This window comes from Parasphingopyxis marina, assembly GCF_014237875.1.
In the GTDB taxonomy this organism is placed as follows: domain Bacteria; phylum Pseudomonadota; class Alphaproteobacteria; order Sphingomonadales; family Sphingomonadaceae; genus Parasphingopyxis; species Parasphingopyxis marina.
In genome coordinates this window covers 1,174,359-1,195,282 of record NZ_JACJVJ010000001.1, presented here as the reverse complement: position 1 = coordinate 1,195,282, position 20,924 = coordinate 1,174,359, and the positions used below count along the sequence as shown (strand labels likewise).

The window sequence follows — 20,924 nt, the reverse complement described above, 5'->3', positions numbered from 1 at the left end:
CGCCCAGCCATCATTCGTCCCTAGATCGGGTAGTATGGCGTCACGAGGCAGGAGAGCAGCGAGTCGCCGGTATCCTGGTCGTCCGATCCGAACACGCCGCAGGTCCAATCCTGGGTCCAGGGCGTCGCCGCGTCCATGTCGACCGCACCGATATAGGTGACCGCGTCGATCGAAGCGTCGTTGAAGGCGGTCACGCCGTCTTCATTCGGGCCGTTGACGAAGCCATTGGTCAGAGAGACGGTAAAGGCCGCATTGTTGTTCGCGCCCATGTTGAACAGCGTCTGGATGGTCGCGACCAGCTGGTCGCCCTCGTCGCCGAACGCGGTCGGGCAATCGAGTACGACCGACTGGAAATCGGGCACGCCGTCGTTGACCGTTTCGTCATTGCTGATGTTCAGGCATTCGGGCTTGTCGGTAACGATACCGTTCCACAGCTGGCCGCCAATGCCTTCGCGCAGCAGGATGCCGTGATCGGTCGAACCGCCGCCGCCATAGAAGGTGAAGTTGGCGAGGGTCGGGTCGGAGCGGGGCAGATCGTCGAACTTGGAGTCCGCCTCAATATAGTGGTCGCCGCCGGCGGCACGCTGGGCTGCAATCAGGAACTGCAGCGTACCGATAAAGCCGGAGTCGATATCGAAACTGTCATCGTCGGCGCCGGTGATCAGCAGGTGATCGCCGTTGACGGTGCCGCCGAACCATTCGATGCCGTCGTCCGAGCTGTTATGGACCTGGACGTAGCTGACTTCGGTCGCGTCGCCCACGCCGCCCAGCGTGATGCCGTTGAGCTCGTTGCCGGTGCTGACTTCGAAGCCGGGATAGCGGACCTGGACATAGCGGAGGATGCCGCTGTTATCGTTGGGCTGATCGCCGCCGAAAAAGGCGCCAGTCGTGCCTTCGACTTCCGTCTGGCAATCCGCCGCGCCGCCGGTGGCCGCGCCGTCACAATCGTTGATCGGGCCGCGGCCGAGCAGCACGAGGCCGCCGAACAGGCCGATCGAGTCCGCATTGACCGTGCCGGCGCCGGTGGCGTCGTCCTGGAAGTTGGCGCGGGCCGTGAAGACGATGGGCTGCGCTGCCGTACCCTGCGCGTTCATCTGCGAACCGCGCTGCACGACGATGAAGTCCGACGTGCCAGCACCGAGCAGAACAACGCCGGGCTGGATGTTGAGCACGCCCTGCGTGCCGCCGGCGGCGAGGCCGTCACCGCCGACATCGACGCCGACATCGACGCGGCCGACGATCGAATAGACGACGCCCTCGATGCGCTGAAGCGTAAGCGAGCCGGTGATCGTGCCGGAGAGCTGGCAAACGCGGAAATCGACGCTGCCGTCGTCATCGCCGTCGATCGTGCCGGCATTGGTCGTTCCCATCGGGCAGTCCGCAGCCGGGGTGACCGTTTCGAAACGCGCGCCGGTGGGGGTCGGAGTCGGAGTGGGGGTCGGAGTCGGGGTGGGCGTCGGCGTCGGGGCCGGCGGAGCCGGCGGCTGCACGATGACGATCCCGCCCTCACCGGGCGAGGCAACATCGTCGGCACCGCAAGCGGCAAGCGGAATGGCAGCGCTCATCAGGAGCATGAGGCGAGTAGATGACATGTAGATTGACCCCCTTGAAACCGTTTGGTCGTGGCGATCCGCGTGCGCCCTTCGCAGCGCGGGTTCGGGGGTGCAACTATGGGCGGTCTGTGATTCCTTGATGACGCGCAGTTTGTGGTTTTGTGACAGTCCGCGAAACGAAACTGTCACATAGCTTACCGGACGGCTAAAATGCTTGGTCTAGGGCGCTTCGAGGAAAAGCGTCTGTTCTTCGCCGTCGCGAATTATTTCAACCGCAAGCCGGCCGCGCTGCCGGAGTCGTGCGGGAACTTCGGCGACCACGCTCGAATCTTCCAATCGGTTGCCGGCGATTCGCAACAGGACATCGCCGGGCTGGATGCCGGCATCGGCGAGGATCGCCGGGAGCGCACCGTCGCGCACTTCGAAACCGGCATGTCGGCCGTCCTCGCGCCAGGGGATCAGCGCGGCCTGCAGCTCGACGATTTCGCGCCGGTCCGGCGCATTGCCTGCCGGCGCCGATGGAGACGCAGAGGAAGGGGAAGCGGAAGAAGGGAGCGCGCCCGGCGCATCGTCGGCAAAGGCGAGGCGTACCTCGCGGCCATGTTCGCGCAGCAGCACATGATCGCCGGCGACCGCGAGCAGCGCGATCCCCGGTGCCGCTTCCCGGCCGACGCGGACGAGTTGCTGGGGCCCGGGGCCGACCGAGAGGATCGCCGCGCCATCATCGCCGGTGCCCATCACCCCGTGCAGGCGCAATTCGGCGACCGAGACCCCGCCGGCGGGCGGGGGCGCGGGCGTGGCGGGAGACGGCGCAGCGACGGGTGCCGGGGCCGGCGCGACGACCGGCGCGGGCGCTTCATTGCCTTCGTCGCCGCCCAGCAACCAGAGCGCCGCGATGATCGCCAGCGCGCCGCCGCCGATCAGCACGGCCAGCCGTTTCGGCGATGTCTCGCCGCCCGCATCATAGTGGAAAAGGCCGGGCTGCCCGTCCGCCATCCGTGAACCTCCGAACAAAATCGCAGCGCGCTACCCCGCGCGGGTGACAATGTGATGACATGATGATGTTACACCATTTGCAGGGCAATGCGCGATGGAAAGTACCGGAATCTGGCGCGAAATCGTGAAACGCACTTGCGTTCCGACCGCCCCTCGCGCCACTATCGGCGAAAGTCAGGAGAGCATCAGTGAGCGAACAGGATCTGTTTCCCGTACCCGAAACATGGGCGAAGCGCGCCTATGCGGACAAGGAGACCTATGACCAGCTTTACGGCCGTTCGCTAGCCGATCCGGGTACTTTCTGGCTCGAGCAGGCGCGCCGGCTGGACTGGATCAAGCGCCCGGAAATTTCCGGCGACTGGAGCTTCGACGCCTCCGACTTCCATATCAACTGGTTCACCGACGGGCAGATCAACGTCTCGGCCAACTGCATCGACCGCCATCTCGCAAAAAATGGCGACGACGTCGCGATCATGTGGGAACCCGACGACCCCGCCGAAGAACCGCGCACCTACACCTATCGCAAGCTTCATCGGGAGGTTTGCCGCTTCGCCAACGTCCTGAAGGCGGCGGGTGCACGCAAGGGGGATCGGATCACGCTTTACATGCCGATGATCCCGGAGGCCGCCTTCGCGCTGCTCGCCTGCGCCCGGATCGGCGCGATCCATTCGGTGGTTTTCGGCGGTTTTTCGCCCGAGGCGCTGGCCGGACGGATCACCGATTGCGATTCCACGATCGTCATAACCGCCAACGAAGGTCGCCGCGGCGGCAAGGCCATTCCGCTGAAAGCCAATGTCGATGCGGCGCTCCAGCACACGAGCTGCGTCGACAAGGTCGTCGTCATCCAGGCGACGGGCGGCGATGTTGCCATGACCGAAGGGCGCGATCTCTGGTATCACGAGGCGGCCGAGACTGTGGAGGCCGATTGCCCGCCTGAACCGATGGGCGCGGAAGACCCGCTGTTCATCCTCTACACGTCCGGATCGACCGGCCAGCCCAAGGGCGTGCTGCACACGTCCGGCGGCTATCTCCTCTGGGCCTCGCTCACCCATCATTATTGCTTCGATTACCGGCCCGGCGAGATTTACTGGTGTGCGGCGGATATCGGCTGGGTCACCGGCCATAGCTATATCGTCTACGGCCCGCTCGCCAACGGCGCGACGACGGTGATGTACGAAGGGCTCCCCAACTGGCCGACCGCCAGCCGCATCTGGGAAGTCGTCGACCGGCACCAGGTCAATACGCTGTTCACCGCGCCCACCGTGCTGCGCGCGCTGATGCGCGAGGGCGACGAGCATGTCACGAAAACCAGCCGCGAGAGCCTGCGCCTGCTCGGCACGGTCGGCGAGCCGATCAATCCCGAGGCCTGGCGCTGGTATCACGCCGTTCCCGGCGAAGGCCGCTGCCCGATCATCGACACCTGGTGGCAGACCGAAACCGGCGCGGCGATGATCGCGCCCCTGCCCGGCGCGACCGACCTCAAACCCGGCTCCGCCACCAAACCGTTTTTCGGAGTCGAACCCCAGATCGTCGACGGCGAAGGGCAGATCCTGCACGGCGCGACCGAGGGCAATCTGTGCATCGCCCGGTCCTGGCCCGGCCAGATGCGGAGCGTCTATGGCGATCACAAACGCTTCTTCGACACCTATTTCTCGACCTTCCCCGGCAAATATTTCACCGGCGACGGCGCACGGCGGGACGAGGACGGCTATTACTGGATCACCGGCCGGGTCGACGATGTCATCAACGTATCGGGCCACCGCATGGGCACCGCGGAAGTCGAAAGCGCGCTCGTCCTCCACCGGGACGTGGCCGAGGCCGCCGTCGTCGGCATGCCGCACGAGGTGAAAGGCCAGGGCATCTATGCCTATGTGACGCTGAACGCGAACACCGAACCAAGCGAGGCACTGCGCCAGGATCTCGTCAAATGGGTGCGTACCGAGATCGGCCCGATCGCAACCCCCGATGCCATCCAGTTCACCCCCGCCCTGCCCAAGACGCGAAGCGGAAAGATCATGCGGCGGATCCTGCGCAAGATCGCGGAAGGCGATGTGAGCAGCCTCGGCGACACCTCGACCCTGGCCGATCCGGCGGTCGTCGACGATCTGGTAGCAAACCGGGTGTCGACATAATGTTCGGACTCCCCCCGGAATACGATCTCATCGTCCGGGGGCTGGTGTTGACCGCCGTCGTACTGGCCTGGGTGCTGCTGCTCGTCCGGATTCTGGGGCTGCGATCCTTCTCCAAGATGACGGCATTCGATTTCGTGATCACCGTGGCCACGGGTTCGCTGCTCGCCCAGGCGGGAACCGCATCGCAGTGGAAGCCGTTCGCCCAGACGCTGATCGTCATCGCGGCGCTGTTTCTGCTGCAGTTCCTGATCGCCAAGGCCCGGCAATCGTCCGATCGGGTCGAGGGCATCATCGACAATACCCCGCGGCTGCTGATGCGGGATGGCCGTTTCATCGATGCGGCCCTGGACGAAACGCGCGTCAGCCGGTCCGACATATTTGCCAAGCTGCGCGAAGCGAATGTCCTCCATCTGGCCGCCGTCCGCGCGGTCGTTCTCGAAACCACCGGAGACATATCGGTGTTGCATGGCGATGATCTCGAGGACGAGCTGCTCGAAGGCGTGGGAGACTAGCCCGGCCCGATGATCCGCGCCGGCCAGGCTTTCGGTGCACCGATCTCAGGCGCCGCCGAAATTCGCGACCGGGGCCAGCGCACTATGCCCTGCGATCCACGCCTTCAGCCGCGCGATATCGGGAATAAGGACGCGGCCATAGGCGGTCTCGGCCAACCCGTCGGCCGCAAGCGCCTGCAGCGCCTTGCCCGCCGTCACCCGGCTGGTCGCGATCGCCTCGGCAAGGGCCGTTTGACTCGCGCGAACGACATGCCCCTCCCCTTCCGTCCGGGCAAGCGCCGCCAGCGCCTTGGCCATCCGCACCTCCGCTGGCAGCCGCCGCTGGTCGTCGAGTAGTTGCAGCGCCTGCGACAATTGCCGCGCCAGCCCGACCAGCAGGTGATCGCGCAGCGCGGGTTGATCGTCGAGCAGTCGGAAGAAGCGATCGCGCGGCACCTCGCGGATCGCGGTTTCGCCGAGCGCCGTCGCGTCGAGCGTGCGGGGGATATCGAGCAGCAAGGTCATCTCCCCGAAACAGTCGCCCGGGCGCAGCACGGTATAGCTCGTGCGCTCGCCCTCGGCATCGGTCGCGCTCAATTGCACGCTGCCCTCGGCGATGATCGACAGACCGGGCTTATGCTGGCCGCGCTGCTGGATCGTCGCGCCATCGGAAAAGCGATGCAGCACGCCCGCCGCCTCGACCGCCGCGCGCATCTCCGGCGGCATCCGGCCGATGAAAAGCCCGAGCGGCGGCGAGAGCGGCGACAGATCCAATTGCCAACTTCTTTGCAGTTTGTCCGCCGCCTCTCTGCTACGAATCGGCGATCAGGGCAAGGGAGAGAGGCCGTGAAGACCAGCACCATCGCGATACTCGCAATCTATCTCGCCTTCGGGCTGATCGAGCTGTGGCGCAGCGACCTGTTCCGCAAGAAGGAACAGACCAGCGCCGACTGGGTGGTCGAGCTGGTGAGCACGGTGGTGCTGCTCTTCGTTACCCAGCCGATCGTGCTGCTCTCGTCCATGGGCCTCGCCAGCCTGCTGATCCCCCAATATGCGGGCGCGCTGGCCGGGCTGAACGTTTTCGCCGCGATCCTCCTGTTCCTCGTCTTCGACGATATGATGCAATATTGGTGGCACCGGGCGGCGCACACCTTCCCCTTACTCTACAAGCTCCACCGGCCGCACCATAATGGCCGCTATATGAGCGTGCGGCTCGTCTACCGGAACAACATCTTCTACTATCTGACGATGCCCGGCATCTGGTTTTCCGGCGTGCTCATCTATCTCGGGCTCGGCTGGGTCTATGCCGGCTATATCGTCGTCAAGCTGGCGGTGATCATCGGCGCGCATAGCGATGTCGCCTGGGACAAGCCGCTCTACCGGGTGAAATGGCTCTCGCCCGTCATGTGGGTGGTCGAGCGGACGATCTCGACGCCGGCAACCCACCACGCCCATCACGGCCGCCATGCCGAGGACGGCGTCACCAACTATAAAGGCAATTTCGGAAACCTGCTGTTCTTCTGGGACGTGCTGTTCGGCACCGCCAAGATCACGCGGCGCTATCCGCCGAGCTTCGGGGTCGAGAATCTGCCGGAGACTTCGCTGGGCGAGCAGCTGCTCTGGCCGCTGATCACGACCGGCGGATCGACGGTGCCGGAAACGGCCGAGCCCGCCAGCGCCTAGAAGTTGCCGAAGGCCCGATAATCCTCGGCATGGTCGTTGGGCCAGGCGAAGTTGGTAAAGCTCATGCCGATGGTGAAATCGAGCGCCTCGACATGATGCCACCAACCGACCGGCAGGAAGAGCGCGTCGCCCGGTTCCAGAACCACTTCGAGCACGCGCGGCTTGTTCTTTTTCGGCGGACCGGCGGGCAGCTCCTCGCCCTGCCACTGGCTGAAGCAATGCCGGTCGTTCTTCATCAGTTCCGCGTCCCAGCTCGCGACCAGCTTCACGCGCTTGCGACCGGCGATCTGGCAGAGAAGATTGTTGGTGAGATCGTGATGGAAGGGCGTGATCGTGCCTTGCGGGCCCATCCAGAAAAAGCCGTCGCGCTCCTTCTCCGGCGCTAGGATGCCCGGCAAGCTCCCGATATCCTTCCATAAAGGCGCGAGCAGCGCATCATTCTCGTCGTCATTGCTGGCGGTGACATAATAGTCGTTGCTCGGCTCGCCGCTGCGCAGCCGTTCGGCGACCGTGGCAAAGGGCATGATCCGTTTGAACGCCGCCTTGCTGCGCTCATAATCGGGATCGGCCTCGCGCCCCCATTGCACCGAAACCGTACCATCGCTGACAAGGCCTTCGATATAATCGAGCGACCATTTCATCATCGCAGGCCAATCGTCGATCACGCCTTTCAAGAGCGCGGGGCGGTTGGCGGCATAATAGCGGCTGCGAAAATCTTCCGGCGCGATCGCCGTTTCGACCGGCACCGCCTGCTGCGCTGGATCGAGCTCAACGAGCCGGCGGAAAAGCGAGAGCTGCCAGTCGCGTTTCAGCTGGCGCTGCTGGAGCCGGATTGTGCCGCGATAAAAAGGATCGCGGGTCGCGATATTCATCTCCTCGCGGATGATCTGCGGCGCAAGGCCCTTGATCGAGAGCCAGCGGCTGACATCGTCGGGCACCTGGCCCTGCAGCAGCCGGTCGGCGATTTCGGCGCGCAGTTCTTCGGTCATCACCGAGGCGCTTTGGGTCGAGAGGCGCAGCGGGGCGAGACCTGACAAGGTGGGTGGATTCGCAGCCATCGGGAAACTCCTTTGCCGCGAAGATTAGGATCGCCAGATGACAATTCGGTGACAGCGGCGGCGGTGCTGCGCGCTAGACCTCGACGATGCCGAGATCGATCAGGCTGCGCGCCGTGGCGATAATGGTTTCGGCCTCGCTGCGGGGTTCCCAGCCGAGCACCGCTTTCGCATGGCTCGCATCCATGTTGCGCGTCTTGCCGAGTTCGCCGGAAACCTGCCGCACGGCCGGATCGAGCAGCGATACGAGCTTGACGATCCAGTCCGGCAGCTTGCGCGTCGGCACCTTGCGGGCTTCCGGACCGAGCTGTTCCTTCAGGATATGCGCCACCTCGATCATCTTGAGGAACGGCCCGGAGGCGATGAACCGCTCGCCCGCCATATCCGGCGCGGTGAGCGCGCGGACATGGATATCGGCGACATCGCGGACATCGACGATCCCGAAACCGAAATCGGGGCAGCCGGGCAGCGAACCCGTCAGCAACCGCTTCACCAGTTCGATCGAGGCCGAGATATCGTCGCTCAGCACCGGCCCGAGGATCGCCGTCGGATTGATCGTGCAGAATTCCATCTCGCCGCCATCCGCCAGCACCCAGTCCCGCGCAGCGCGCTCGGCGATCGTCTTCGATTTGATATAGGGATAGACGTCCGGATGGGTGATGTCGGTCCAGTCGGCTTCGGTGAAGGTATAATCGCCGCGCGGGTGGCCATAGGCGATCGCCGCCGCCGAGGACGTCATCACGAAGCGGGTGACGCCCGCCGCCTTCGCGGCCCGCAATACCCGCAGCGCGCCTTCCCGCGCCGGAACGATCAGCTCATTCTCGTCCTTCACGGCGCTGGCGGGAAAGGGTGAGGCGATATGCGCGACATGACTGCACCCGGCCGCGGCCGGGGCCCAGCCGGCATCGTCGGCGAGGTCGGCCTGGAAAGCCGTCAGGCGTTCATTGTCGACGGCGAGGATTTCGCGAAGCCGTGCTTCCTTCGCCAGCGACCGGATCGTCGTGTGAACCGTCCAGCCCTGTTCCATCAGCTGCCGGATTGTGAAGCTCGCGACATAACCGCTGCCGCCCGTGACCAGAACCGTGCCTGCCATGCACTCCTCCCTCTCCCGCGCCTGTCCCTGCCTCCCAAATTAGTTGTAATATGAAACGGAATCAAGCGCGGGGACGGCCTGCCTTACGGCTATTCCGGCAACCGGCAGGCAAAGCTCGCCGCGTCGTCGCTATTCCCTTCGCCCCTATAGACGGCGATCTGCGGATGCGGACAAAGCGGCCGGGTGCGGTACGCTTCGCCCGGACGGCGATACTCGGCGGTGATCCGGTCGGGCGGATTGTCCTGCTCCACCCAGCGTTCGAGCGCGGACAGCATGTCGAAGCGATCGGGCCCTACACCGCCCCGGCAATGATCCATGCCCGGCACCATATAGAGACGGTAGAATTGCGCCCGCGCATCGGCGCCCATCGCATCGCCGACCCGGTCGAAATAGTCGATGCTGTTATAGGGAGAGAGCAGGGCGTCGGTCCATCCGTGATAGACCATCATCTTGCCGCCATGCGCCGCGAAGGCGCTGAGATCGGGATCATAGGCGCCGAGCATGGCCGAGAAGCGATCGAACAGTTCCGGCGTATCGCGGTCGAAGTCGAAAGCCGTCTGTAACCGTTCCAGTATCGCGCCGGGGATCAGATAGGCGATCATCGGCAGGCTTTCCTCGCCCGGCGGCGCCGGCAGGAAGAAGCGATCGATCACGCCCACGGCATTGCCCGGATACATGCTTTGCCCGCCAACGCTAGTGACGGGACCGTAGACGAGACGCGCGCGTTCGACTTGTGCCGGCGTCAGGCACAGGCCCTCTTCGCCATCCCCGCAGGCGAGCATCGCGGGATCGAAATCGCATTGTTCGGGATGGCTGATGATGCCGTCGGTCACGCCGTCGCGCGGGTCGCAATAGGCGGTCGCGCGCTGGGCAATAAGCTGCGACATTTCCATGCTGAAAGCGCCGCCGGGATTGTCGCGGTCCAGCCGGTCGAGCCAGAATCCGCGCATCTGCAGCCGGACGAAATTGTTGGCAGGCGCGCCGGCAAGGATGCCATCATAATCTTCGGGGTAGAGCTGCGCCTCGCTCATCCCCTGCCAGCCGCCTGAGGAGCAGCCGTTGAAATAGCTGTAGCGCGGTTCTTCGCCATAATATTCGGTCGTAAGGGCACGCGCGGCATGGGTGACGAGGTGATGGGCGCGATGCCCGAAATTCTCGACGCGCCGGGGATGGGCATCGTCGATCCAGCCGGTTTCGAACACATTGTCGGGCGTCTGGTGGCCGGTATCGGTCGAGGCCACTGCATAGCCCCCATCGAGCCCCTCCGAGAGCGCGGGATAGTTGATCGCGCCCGAATAGCCGCCATTGCCGACCTGCTGGTAGCGGCCGTTCCACTGCACCGGCAGCCACAGCTCGAAGCGGATCTCGTCCTCGACGATCCCCGCAACCCGGCAGAATTCCTGCCCGGTTCCCGGGTTCGGCCCGGCAAAGAAGTTGAAGGGCGAGGGCGGAAAGGCCCAGCGCGGCGGCGGGTTGACCTGTTCCGCGGTCTCGATCGTCAGGTCTTCGCGCTCAAACCCGGCAAGCGCGGCGCAGCTTGCCGCGCGATCCTCGGCGACAGATTGCGCCCTGGCGCCACTCGAAACGCTCGCGACCATGATCATCGCCAGCATGGCAGGAATCCAACGACCCATCATCCGACATCTCCCCTGTCCAGTTTTCGCCCGACCTCATTTTCGAGTCTAACTTTTGTTAGCGTCAATGTGCCGCAAGACCGGCCGATCGGCAAGATACCCTACCCGCTTTGACTTTCCCGCCCGCCATGACCAGATGGCCGTCATGCGCAAGCTCGACACCATCATTATAGGAGCTGGGATCGCGGGGCTCTCGGCTGCGGCGCGGATCGCGCGGCATGGCGAGACGGTGGTGCTCGAACGCGAAAGCGCGCCCGGCTATCACAGCTCCGGCCGCAGTGCGACCTTCTGCCATTTCGGCATCGGCGGCGGTCTCGTCCACAAGCTTACTGCCATCAGCAAGACTGCCTTTGCCGCGCCGCCCGAAGGCGATCACCCGCCCCTCGCCCGGCGTATGGCGGCGCTGTTTATCGCGCGCGCCGACGAGATGGAGAAGCTAGATACGCTCGAAGCGACGACCCTCGCCCATTCGCCCGGCGCCCGGCGGATCGAGGGCGAGGCGCTGCGCGATATCGTGCCCGTGCTGAGGACCGGCGCGGACGGCTTCGGTGCGGGCATCCTCGATCCTGATGCCTACAAGCTCGATTCCGATGCGATGCTGCAGGCCAATATCCGCGCGCTGCGGGAAGCGGGCGGAAGCCTCGTCACCGACGCGCCTGTGAACGCGATCCGGCGCGGGGGCGAAGACTGGATCGTCGACACGCCCGGCGAAAGCTATGCCGCCAAACGCATCGTCAACGCCGCCGGATCCTGGGCGGACGTGATCGCGGAAATGGCCGGCGTCGCGCCGCTCGGCCTCCAGCCGCTCCGCCGCACGATCATCGTCATCCGCCCACCCGAGGGCATCGACGTATCCGGCTGGCCATTCACCAAAACGGTCAGCGAAGAGGGCTTCTACATGCTGCCCGAAGGATCGGGCCGCCTGCTCGCCTCTCCGCAGGACGAAACCCCGTCCGAACCCTGCGATGCGCAGCCCGACGAAGAGACGGTCGCGCTCGCCGCCTGGAGGGTCGAACAGGCGACAGATATCGAGATCAGACGCATTGAACATAAATGGTCGGGCCTCCGCACTTTCGCGCCCGACAAGAACCCGGTCGCGGGCTATGCGCCCGATGCGCCGGGCTTTTTCTGGCTCGCGGGGCAAGGCGGCTTCGGCCTCCAGACCTCGCCCGCCATGGCGATGGCCGCCGAAGCGCTGGCGACCGGCTTACACTGGCCAGAAGAGCTGGCAGCCCATGGCATTTCCCCCGAAACGCTGTCTGCGAAAAGATTCACGGCCTGAACTAGGGATGTGATAAATCGCCGTCACGCGCGACTCAGCGCGATTTGAGGAAGGGAGTGCGTACGATGCAGGCCCAGATCGAATGGCCCGTGAAAAGACGGGAATTACACAATCATCACATGGATTCGACCGTCTGGAATGACTTCGTCTTCCGCGACGACGACATCGTCATCGGCACCTACGCCAAATCGGGCACGACCTGGCTCCAGCAGATCGTCGGCCAGCTCCTCTTTCGCGGCGACGAGGATGTGCCGGTCGCCGATCTCTCACCCTGGGTCGACCTGCGCGCTCCGCCGAAGGCCGAGAAGCTGGCGATGATCGAGGCACAGACCAACCGCCGCTTTCTCAAGACGCATCTGCCCGTCGACGCACTCGTATTCAGCCCCAAGGCCAAATATCTCTATGTCGCGCGCGACGGGCGCGACGTCGTCTGGAGCTTCCACAACCACTGGGTGAATGCGAGCGACTTTCTCTACGAAATGGTCAACGACACGCCCGGGCTCGTCGGTCCACCGATGCCGCGACTGTCCGAAAATGTACACGACGTGTGGCGCGAGTGGATCGAGAATGATGGCGCGCCCTTCTGGGCCTATTGGGAAAATATCCGCAGCTGGTGGGATATTCGGGATCTTCCCAACGTCAAGCTGCTCCATTTCAGCCATTTGAAGGCCGACCTCGAGGGCCAGATGCGTGCCATCGCCGATTTTCTCGAAATCGCGATCGAGGAGGAGCTGTGGCCGGTACTCCTCGAGCATTGCAGCTTCGATTATATGAAGATCAATGGCGATAAAGCCGCTCCGCTCGGCGGCATGCCATGGGAAGGAGGCGGCAAGACGTTCATCAACAAGGGCGTCAACGGCCGTTGGCGCGACATCCTCACGCAAGAGGAGTGCGAGGAATATGAAAGGAGGGCGCGCGAAGAGCTGGGCGAGTCCTGCGCTCATTGGCTGAAGACCGGCGAGGGCGCGTGATCGACGATGCGGCGGACCCGGTGACGGGCCGTGCTTCCGATACGATCCGCGCAATGGCAGCGATAGCGCAACCGGAAAGGCTTGCGCCTCAGTCTAGGAGCGCGTCGACGTCGGCATAGTCGTATAGCTCCCCGTTCGAAACGAACACGAGATGCCGGTCGGGCAGGTTTTCCATCGCCGAGCCGAAGCTCTGGCGCAGGATCGCGGGATAGATGTTGATCGGGCTTGCCGGGATGTTGGCGGTCGAGCCGTCGGCATGGCGGACGGCGAAGAGAATACCCATCTTCTCGCGGATCGCCGCGCGGTCCAGATTGTCCCAATCCACTTCCACCGGATCGCGGCCGATGAACCGTTCGTCGCCGAAATGCGGCGCGGGCCAAGGGCCTTCGTCGGCCTGGAGGATGATCGTTGCCGGGCGCGGCCCCGCAAGGATCGCGTCGATCGTTGCCAGCAGTTCGCGGTTCGCATAGTCCAGCTGACCGATATAATTGTCGCGCCGGGTCGCAGCCTCGGCGTCCGCGAGCGGCCGGCAGCTGCCATCGGCGTTGATCACATAGGGCGGGTGCGGCAGCAGGAAATGCGCGAAGATATATTTGCGCTCGTCGCGCGATGCCAGTTCCTGCAGCGCTTCGAATTTATGCTCTTCGCGAAGGCATTGATCGTGGCGCGCATTGCCATAGGGAAGATCGGTCAGATCGAGGACGCGGCCCGGCACCGATTGCTCGACAAGCAGCCGCGCCAGTTCGGGCATGTCGCGCAGGTTGATATTTTCGGCGGCGCCGGGGTTGCGGCGCGAGGGGTTCCACCAGGTGCCCGCGAAAACGGTCGTGTAGCCCGCCTCATTGAAAAACTCGATCGCCCGGTTGTCGCGCATCGCACGGTAGATCGGCACCCAATCGCCGCCCATCAGCTGTTCGTTCTCGGCCAGGGGTTCCAGATAGGAAGCGTTGAGGGTCGAGGCCAGCGAATGGCCGGTGCGCTGGTAGTTGGCGAAAGCGTTGTCATCGACAACGAAGCCGCGCTCGCGCAGCGCATTCAGAAATGGCGTATTGTCGTAGCCGTAAACCTGCGCCAGCGTTTCGCGATTGCCATAGCGGTCCATCACGAAATGCCAGACATCCGGGCTGTTCTCGTCGGCCTGCGCCTCGAAGGCCGGAAACGGCGTAGAGACGTCCGGCCGTCCGCTTTCGAGCGTGCGCTGGTCCATCGCCGCCTGCCCCGCGAAAACGAGGATCAGCGGCAACGCCGCAATGTTCACCATCATATTGGTGCGTTCGAGCTGGCCGTCATGCGGCGGGATGCGGCGCATCAGATCGAGCGCGATCAGCCCGGCAAAGGCGAGCGCCGCGCCCTCGAGCCAGGGCGAGGAAATCATCTGCGTCAGCGACGGCGCATAGAAGATATAGGCACCGAGGATACCGAGCATCATGCTCGCCCGCACCCAGGACTTCGCCCAGAAGCGCAGGCCGATCAGCAAAACCAGCAATATCGCCAGCAGCGCGAGGCCAGTCGGCAGCGCATCTTCATAGCCGAGGCGATTGGCATTGCTCCGCCACAGGCTGAAGAAGATGATGCACGGGATCACGAAGCCGGCCAGCGGCAGCCGCGCGAACGGGCTCCTTGCCAGCCGGTCGAGCATCGTCAGTTCCGGCGGTAGCGGACGATCAGGCGGCCGTCCTCACCGAGCTTCTTCTGCTTCACGATCTTCGCGCGTTCGCCGACATGGTGGAGGAAGGCTTCCTCGGTATAATCGGGGAAGATATCCTTGCGGTTGGCCAGCAGCTTGCGGACCATCACATCGTCCTTGTTCGGGAACTCGATCACGCCCTGCGGCGCGAGCCCGATCAGCCAGTCGACCGCCATATCCAGCGGAACGTTGCGGCCGATAGCGATATGGTGGATCACGGCGAGCGCCACCATCGCGTCAACATTGCCGCGATCATTGAGGCTGGCACGTTCGGCATTGGCCCAGCCCTGTGCGGGGCTCGGGTTCGCGGCGTCCAGCCAGAGCGGCATAACCGGCTGTTTCGACTGGGAGAAACGCGAATAGGCCTGTTCGAGCGCGCCATAATCGAAATCGAAGGCAACAACCGATTTGGCACCGGCGTCGAGCGCCGTGGCGGTGAAGTCGCCGCTGTTGCAGCCGATGTCGAACATCATCTTGGGCTTCACCTTGGAAGCCATGGCGGCGACGAATTCGTGCTTCTCGGCACGTTTGTCGGCGTTATAGCTGTTGTCGTCGGCATATTCGGACCAGACCGAACGCCCGCCGGGCAATTCCAGCCCCTTGATATAATCCTTGAGCCCTTCGAGCATCGCGACGAGCGAGCGCTTGGGCAGCTTGCGCGCCGAAACGACCCGTTCCTTGGTCTCGGTCTTCAGCGCGTGACTGTGCACCTTGGCCTGCGTCACGACGTGCGCGAGCACGGTGAAGGACAGCTTGTCGCGCCATTTGAGCACGGCGGCGAGATCTTCCGGCGGAATCCCCTCGACCGAACCGCGATACCAGCTATTGGGCACCACGCCCCGCTTCGCCCAGAGGATCAGCGGATTGAGGAACTGCATGCAGAACTGGCGATGGCCGGCCCAGATCTCGCCTTCCTCATAGGGAACGATCGAGAGGTGATCGATGAATATCGGCGTCGTGCCCTGGAACTGGACGTTGTACGCCGTCGCATCGCAGAGCGTGAAATCGAGTTTCAATGCCTCCAGATGCAGTTCGAGGTGCAGCAGCGCCGCCGCCTTCAACTGCGAGAAGGTCCATTCATAGGGATAGGAAATGAACGGGATGAGCGGATGCGAAAGCACATGGCAGGGCTCCGGATCGAGCTCCTTGACGAGCTTCGAACGCGTCTTGGTCGCCCCGATGAGCAGATCCTTGGCGATCAACGCATCAAGTACGCCCGCTTTATCGGCGGCTTCGAAATTTTCGCGGCCCATCTCGTAGACGGCGCGAAGCACGCGGTCGTCGCGTATATAAACGCGACCCGCGGGGTCCCGGAAAGAACCCGGATCAGGCGAGATCATGGTCCTAGTTTTCGGCGTTGTCGGACGTGGTGTCGCTGTTCTTGCGCGAGAAGAGAGCCTTCACCTTGTGCATGAACAGTTTCATGTAGAGCAGCCCGCCCGCGATCGCGCCGACCACAGCCTGAATGATCATGCTGCCCGTGGCCGGATCGAGATACGCAAAAGCCGGCGCCGTGCCGAGCCCGGCGAGAACGGCGAAAGCGCCGATATGTCGTCCCGAAATCCCCATTAAACCCTCCGTCTGTGTTCCAGGCAGAAAGGATTGAAGGAATATCGTTAAGAAATGGATAAATGGGTGGGCGAAAATGGCAGCGATCCGTGCCGTCGCCCAATCGCGCTCTACTCGCTGGAATCGGCGGCGATCGCGGCTTCCATCAGCGGCGCAAGCGCTTCGGAATAAAAGAGAATTTCGGGCGGCTCGAACCGCCAGGCCGTCCGATGTTCGGGGAAGGCGATCATGCCGCCGGCCTCGATTCCCTGCTCGCCATAGGCTTCGCGCATCGCGGCGATGATCCGATCCTCATCGTCTTCATCGACAAGAATCCAGATCATTTCGAGGCTGTCGTCGCGGATCACGAACTCGGCGAAGCGCGGCTCGCCCATGAATGCGAACCCGTCGCAATCGATCTGGAGCTGTTCAGCCTCGACCCCGGGCAGGAAGGGCGGATCGATAACCCTGCTACGGGCCTCGGTGCAATGCGCCTCCAGCCCTTCGGCCAACGCGTCATGCGAGGTGCCGAAGACGATCGTATCGGGCAAAGTGACGGATTGCGCGGCAGCTGGCGTCGAAACAAGGGCGGCGGCGACAGCCAGGCACGGCATTGCAAATCTGTGCATGTCCTACCTCCGCTACACGAGAGCTTGTGTTATAGTGTATTACTTCAGCAATACAAGCTCTTCGGCCATGGTCGGGTGGAGCGCGACGACATCGTCGAAATCGGCCTTGGTGAGACCCGCCTTCACCGCTATCGCCGCGGCCTGCAAAATTTCAGCTGAATCCGGCCCGATCATGTGGAGCCCGACGACCTTGTCGGTCGCGGCATCGCAAACCATCTTGTAAAGCGCGCGCTCGTCGCGGCCCGCCAGGACATTCTTCATCGCCCGGAAATCCGACGTATAGACCTTGACGCCGCCGAGCGTGTTCTTCGCCTCGGCCTCGGTCATTCCCACAGAGGCCAGCGGCGGATGGCTGAACACGGCCGACGGGATCATGCTGTAATCGACGGTCGTCGGCTTGTCGTTGAAGATGGTGTCGGCGAAGGCCTGGCCCTCGCGGATCGCGACCGGGGTCAGCTGCACGCGGTCGGTTACGTCGCCCACGGCATAGATGCTCTCGATATTGGTCTTCGAATATTCGTCGACCTTGATCGCGCGCTTGTCGTCGAGTTCGACCCCGGCATTTTCGAGTCCCAGCCCTTCGGTCTTCGGCACTCGGCCCGTGGCGATCAGCACGATATCGACGTCCATCGCCGAATGGCCGCCCATTTCGACGTGGAGCGAGCCGTCTTCGTTCTTTTCGATGGATTCGATTTCGCAGTTGAAACGGAAATCGATGCCCTTGTGCATCGAGATCTGGATCAGCCGGTCGCGGATGGACTCGTCATATTGGCGCAGGATTACGCTGGAACGGTTGATCAGCGTCACTTCGCAGGAAAATTCGTTGAAGATGCCGGCGAACTCGTTGGCGATATAACCGGCACCGGCGATCAGCACGCGCTTGGGGAATTTTTCGAGATGGAAGACCTCGTTCGAGCTGATCGTGTGTTCGACACCGGGGAATTCGGGCTTGTGCGGCCAGGCGCCGACCGCGACGAGGATATATTTGGCGGTGACCGTCTTGCCGCTGGCGAGTTTCACCTCATGCGGACCGGCGACGGTCGCGCGCTCGTGGACGATCTCGACATTATGGCTTTCCAGGGTGTTGATATAGAGGCCGTTCAGCCGGTCGACCTCGGCCAGCACATTGTCGCGCAGGGTCGGCCAGTCGAAGCCGCACTCTTCCGGCACTTCCCAGCCGAAGCGCTTGGCGTCCTTGAAATCCTCGGCGAAATGCGCGCCGTAAACGAGCAGCTTTTTTGGCACGCAGCCGCGAATGACGCATGTGCCGCCGACCTTGTGCTCCTCGGCAATCGCCACCTTCGCGCCGTGCGCCGCCGACACGCGCGCCGCGCGCACGCCGCCGGAACCCGCGCCGATCACGAAGAGATCATAATCATAGTCCGCCATGGAAAGCCTCTGTTTCTTGCCGATATTGGGGTGAATTTGTCCTTGGGTTCGATCTGGTGGCGGCAATGGTTACGCGCAAGCAAGGAAATCTGATCACTGTGATCGCCCGGCTATAGCGTTCCCTCACAACGCCCTTTCGATCAGCGCCAAAGTCGACGGATCGAGCGCCAGGGCTTCCTCGTCGTCGGCCGCAATGGCGCGGGCTATATCCTTGCCAAGCTCGACCCCGAACTGATCGAACGGATTGATGCCGAGCAACGCCGCATTGACGAAAGTACGGTGCTCGTAAAAGGCGATCAGCGCGCCGAGGCTCGCCGGATCGAGCTGTTCCATCAGGATCGTCGTCGAGGGCCGGTCGCCCGGAAAAGCGCGCGCCGGATCGTCATTGTCGCGCCCGGCCATCAGCGCCGCCCCCTGCGCGAAACAGTTCACCAGCAATTGCTCGTGATGCGCGTCGTCGAGCTTGTCCCCCGCCTCCGCCACCGCGATAAATTCCGCGGGCACGAGGTGCGTCCCCTGGTGAAGCAGCTGGAATACCGCGTGCTGCGCATCGGTGCCGACCCCGCCCCAGGTGATCGGCGCGGAAGGACGGCCCAGCGGCTTGCCGTCCGCGGTCACCGCCTTGCCGTTCGATTCCATTTCCAGCTGCTGGAGATAATCGGGCAGTAGCCGCAACCGCTCGTCATAGGCGAACACGGCGCGCGTCTCCGCGCCCCGCGCCTGGGTGTAATAGAGATCGGCGAAGGCGGCGAGCACCGGCGCGTTCTGCCGCCAGTCGGCGAGCCGGAAATGCCGGTCCATCGCCGCAGCCCCTTCCAGCAGCCGTTCGAAGGCGCCCCAGCCCAGCGCGGCGGCGATCGGAAACCCGATCGACGACCAGAGCGAATACCGCCCGCCCACCGTCTCCGGGAAAGGCAGCACGCGGGTTTCGTCGATACCGAAGGCAATCGCGCGGTCGGGCGCGGCGGTCAGCGCCACCATCTGGCCGAAGGGATCGGCGACATCGGCTTCGCGCATCCATTGCAGCGTGCTTTCCGCGTTGAGCATCGTCTCGCTGGTCGTGAAGCTTTTCGAGGCGATCGCCAGCAAGGTGTGCTCCGGCTCGAAAAAGCTCAGCGGCCCCTCAAGCGCCGCCCCGTCGACATTGGAAACGATCGCGACATTGTAGAGCCCCTCCTCGCTTTCGCGTGCCAGTGCGTCGATCACGAAATCGGGGCCCAGCGCCGATCCGCCGATGCCGAGATGGAGGATATGACGGATATCGCCGAGCGCGCCCGCGCCGATCGCCTCGATCAGCGCCCGCATCCGCGCCTGGAAGGATGTGGCAAGCGCCACGCTGTCCGGCGCGCCCTGCCCGCGCTGCGCCATATGCTCGGCCGCGCGCCCTTCGCTGATATTGACCGCCTCGCCCGCGAACAGCGCCTCGCGCTTGCCTGCCAGGTCCTGCGCCTCGGCCAGCTTTTCAAAAGCTTCGAGCAGCCCGTCATCGAGATGCGTTTTCGCAAAATCGAAATACAGCCCGCCTTCCTCGAGCGAGAATTTGGACAGCCGGTCCGGATCGGCTTCGAAAAGCTCGGTAAGACGGGGCTGCTTTGCCGTTTCGATGGCGGTCCAGGGATCGGTCATGGGCGCGGCTGTCCTGAGCGGGGAATCGGAGATCCGCCAGCTTTAACGGGTGTTGGCTTCCGGTGGAACCGAGCCGTCTATCCGGCGCCGGCGCCGCTGCTGGAAGCCCCGCCCTTGATCCGCCGCTAGCGGGCCGGTTATTGCCGCAACCGCAGACGTTGAACACGCCAGTTCAGGATCTCTCCGACAAGGATGCTGCCGTCGGGCGCGAAATCGAAGCCGTGGGGAAAGCCGAAATCGCCGATTTCTTTCCCCCATTCCCCGAAGCTGCCCAATAGCCGGCCCTCGCCATCGAGATGCAGCAGGCGGCCCGCCCGCGCATCGGTAAGCCAGAAACTGCCCTCCGCCCCCAGCTGGATCACATAGGGATTCCCGAACCCCTGCCATTGCGAGAGAAATTCGCCATCGGTCGAGAATATCTGGATCCGCCCGTTTTCCCGGTCGGTGACGTAAATGCGGTCTTCCCCGTCGACGACGATCGAATGGGGAAAATCGAACTCGCCGGGACGATCGCCCCGGCTTCCCCAGCTGCGGATGAATTCGCCGTGCGGGGAATATTTGACGACGCGGAAGTTCCCGCCGTCCGCGACATAGATATTGCCCTGGCTGTCGAAACCGACATCGCTGGGGGCATTGAGGAGCGCAACGCTGTATCCCCGATCATACCAGCCGGTCCCCGATATATCGCGCCTTCCCAATATCGTGCGCACTCGCCCGTCCGGGCTGAATTGCAGCACCTGGTGGGTTTCCTGGTCGGTCGTCCAGATATTGTCGTCGCCATCGATGCGCAGGCCGTGCGGCACGCGGAACAGGCCCTGGCCGATCTCCCGGACAAAAACGCCGTTGTCATCGAATTCCAGCAGCGAATGACTGCCGCGATGGAAGACGAATATATGACCGCTCGAATTCAGCTCGAGCCCGGCGACCTCGCCCAGATACCAGCCTTCGGGAAGGCCGAGCACCAGTTCGCTGGCCTCGAGAGGCACCGCATCCTGGGCAAGGACAGGATTGCCAGGCCCCATGTGAATGAGAAGGAATGCGAGAGCCGCTCCCGCCAGTTTTCGCCGCATAGTCACCGGTCGATCTCCCTATCGTGTCGATGCGCGCCTCCTATTTCTTTGGTCTCCGGAAATATGTATCGAAGATATGATTTCT

At 63.6% G+C, this 20,924-nt stretch carries 18 protein-coding genes; 5 read left to right on the top strand and 13 right to left on the bottom strand.

Annotated features, from left to right (window positions below):
• Positions 1-20 precede the first annotated feature (20 nt).
• Positions 21-1,592, bottom strand: coding sequence for a hypothetical protein (locus tag H6P80_RS05945; protein ID WP_221892885.1), 1,572 nt, complete (start codon positions 1,590-1,592; stop codon positions 21-23).
• 180 nt (positions 1,593-1,772) lie between these two features.
• Positions 1,773-2,549 (bottom strand): type II secretion system protein N, encoded by a 777-nt coding sequence (locus H6P80_RS05940; protein ID WP_185800386.1) that lies wholly within the window; start codon positions 2,547-2,549, stop codon positions 1,773-1,775.
• Between the two features lie 188 nt (positions 2,550-2,737).
• Between H6P80_RS05940 and acs the strand changes: the two genes are divergently transcribed.
• Together acs and H6P80_RS05930 are read left to right on the top strand one after the other, a co-directional pair.
• The gene (acs, locus tag H6P80_RS05935; protein ID WP_185800385.1) at positions 2,738-4,681 is read left to right on the top strand and encodes an acetate--CoA ligase; all 1,944 of its coding nucleotides are present in this window, start codon (positions 2,738-2,740) and stop codon (positions 4,679-4,681) included.
• On the top strand, positions 4,681-5,193 hold the full coding sequence (locus H6P80_RS05930; RefSeq protein ID WP_185800384.1) for a DUF421 domain-containing protein: 513 nt from the start codon (positions 4,681-4,683) through the stop codon (positions 5,191-5,193). The genes acs and H6P80_RS05930 overlap by 1 nt, the downstream gene beginning before the upstream one ends.
• A gap of 45 nt (positions 5,194-5,238) precedes the next feature.
• Here H6P80_RS05930 and H6P80_RS05925 read toward each other — a convergent pair whose 3' ends face one another.
• Positions 5,239-5,946 (bottom strand): Crp/Fnr family transcriptional regulator, encoded by a 708-nt coding sequence (locus H6P80_RS05925; protein ID WP_235973730.1) that lies wholly within the window; start codon positions 5,944-5,946, stop codon positions 5,239-5,241.
• Positions 5,947-6,018: 72 nt separating this feature from the next.
• Between H6P80_RS05925 and H6P80_RS05920 the strand changes: the two genes are divergently transcribed.
• Complete coding sequence (locus tag H6P80_RS05920) at positions 6,019-6,855, top strand: sterol desaturase family protein (protein WP_328804937.1); 837 nt, start codon at positions 6,019-6,021, stop codon at positions 6,853-6,855.
• On the opposite strand, the gene H6P80_RS05915 is transcribed toward H6P80_RS05920, so the two are convergent.
• From H6P80_RS05915 to H6P80_RS05905, 3 genes are all read right to left on the bottom strand, one after another.
• Positions 6,852-7,913, bottom strand: a complete 1,062-nt coding sequence (locus H6P80_RS05915) for a cupin-like domain-containing protein (RefSeq protein ID WP_185800381.1) — start codon at positions 7,911-7,913, stop codon at positions 6,852-6,854. The two genes, H6P80_RS05920 and H6P80_RS05915, sit on opposite strands and share 4 nt — an antisense overlap.
• Before the next feature lie 73 nt (positions 7,914-7,986).
• The gene (locus tag H6P80_RS05910; RefSeq protein ID WP_185800380.1) at positions 7,987-9,003 is read right to left on the bottom strand and encodes an SDR family oxidoreductase; all 1,017 of its coding nucleotides are present in this window, start codon (positions 9,001-9,003) and stop codon (positions 7,987-7,989) included.
• 89 nt (positions 9,004-9,092) lie between these two features.
• Positions 9,093-10,637 (bottom strand): tannase/feruloyl esterase family alpha/beta hydrolase, encoded by a 1,545-nt coding sequence (locus tag H6P80_RS05905; RefSeq protein WP_221892884.1) that lies wholly within the window; start codon positions 10,635-10,637, stop codon positions 9,093-9,095.
• Positions 10,638-10,782: 145 nt separating this feature from the next.
• Between H6P80_RS05905 and H6P80_RS05900 the strand changes: the two genes are divergently transcribed.
• Positions 10,783-11,919, top strand: coding sequence for an NAD(P)/FAD-dependent oxidoreductase (locus H6P80_RS05900; protein WP_185800378.1), 1,137 nt, complete (start codon positions 10,783-10,785; stop codon positions 11,917-11,919).
• A 65-nt stretch (positions 11,920-11,984) separates the two neighbouring features.
• Positions 11,985-12,890, top strand: coding sequence for a sulfotransferase domain-containing protein (locus tag H6P80_RS05895; RefSeq protein ID WP_185800377.1), 906 nt, complete (start codon positions 11,985-11,987; stop codon positions 12,888-12,890).
• Between the two features lie 88 nt (positions 12,891-12,978).
• On the opposite strand, the gene H6P80_RS05890 is transcribed toward H6P80_RS05895, so the two are convergent.
• From H6P80_RS05890 to H6P80_RS05860, 7 genes are all read right to left on the bottom strand, one after another.
• Positions 12,979-14,529, bottom strand: a complete 1,551-nt coding sequence (locus H6P80_RS05890) for a sulfatase-like hydrolase/transferase (protein WP_185800376.1) — start codon at positions 14,527-14,529, stop codon at positions 12,979-12,981.
• A 2-nt stretch (positions 14,530-14,531) separates the two neighbouring features.
• On the bottom strand, positions 14,532-15,851 hold the full coding sequence (locus H6P80_RS05885; protein WP_328804936.1) for a class I SAM-dependent methyltransferase: 1,320 nt from the start codon (positions 15,849-15,851) through the stop codon (positions 14,532-14,534).
• 70 nt (positions 15,852-15,921) lie between these two features.
• Positions 15,922-16,146: a hypothetical protein gene (locus H6P80_RS05880; RefSeq protein ID WP_185800375.1), complete on the bottom strand. Its 225-nt coding sequence runs from the start codon at positions 16,144-16,146 to the stop codon at positions 15,922-15,924.
• Positions 16,147-16,256: 110 nt separating this feature from the next.
• Complete coding sequence (locus H6P80_RS05875) at positions 16,257-16,754, bottom strand: hypothetical protein (RefSeq protein ID WP_185800374.1); 498 nt, start codon at positions 16,752-16,754, stop codon at positions 16,257-16,259.
• Between the two features lie 39 nt (positions 16,755-16,793).
• The gene (gene gor, locus H6P80_RS05870; RefSeq protein ID WP_185800373.1) at positions 16,794-18,143 is read right to left on the bottom strand and encodes a glutathione-disulfide reductase; all 1,350 of its coding nucleotides are present in this window, start codon (positions 18,141-18,143) and stop codon (positions 16,794-16,796) included.
• A gap of 123 nt (positions 18,144-18,266) precedes the next feature.
• Entirely contained in the window at positions 18,267-19,769 is a 1,503-nt protein-coding gene (gene pgi / locus H6P80_RS05865; protein WP_185800372.1) for a glucose-6-phosphate isomerase, read from the bottom strand.
• Positions 19,770-19,906: 137 nt separating this feature from the next.
• Positions 19,907-20,839, bottom strand: a complete 933-nt coding sequence (locus H6P80_RS05860; RefSeq protein ID WP_235973815.1) for a peptidyl-alpha-hydroxyglycine alpha-amidating lyase family protein — start codon at positions 20,837-20,839, stop codon at positions 19,907-19,909.
• Between the last annotated feature and the right edge of the window lie 85 nt (positions 20,840-20,924).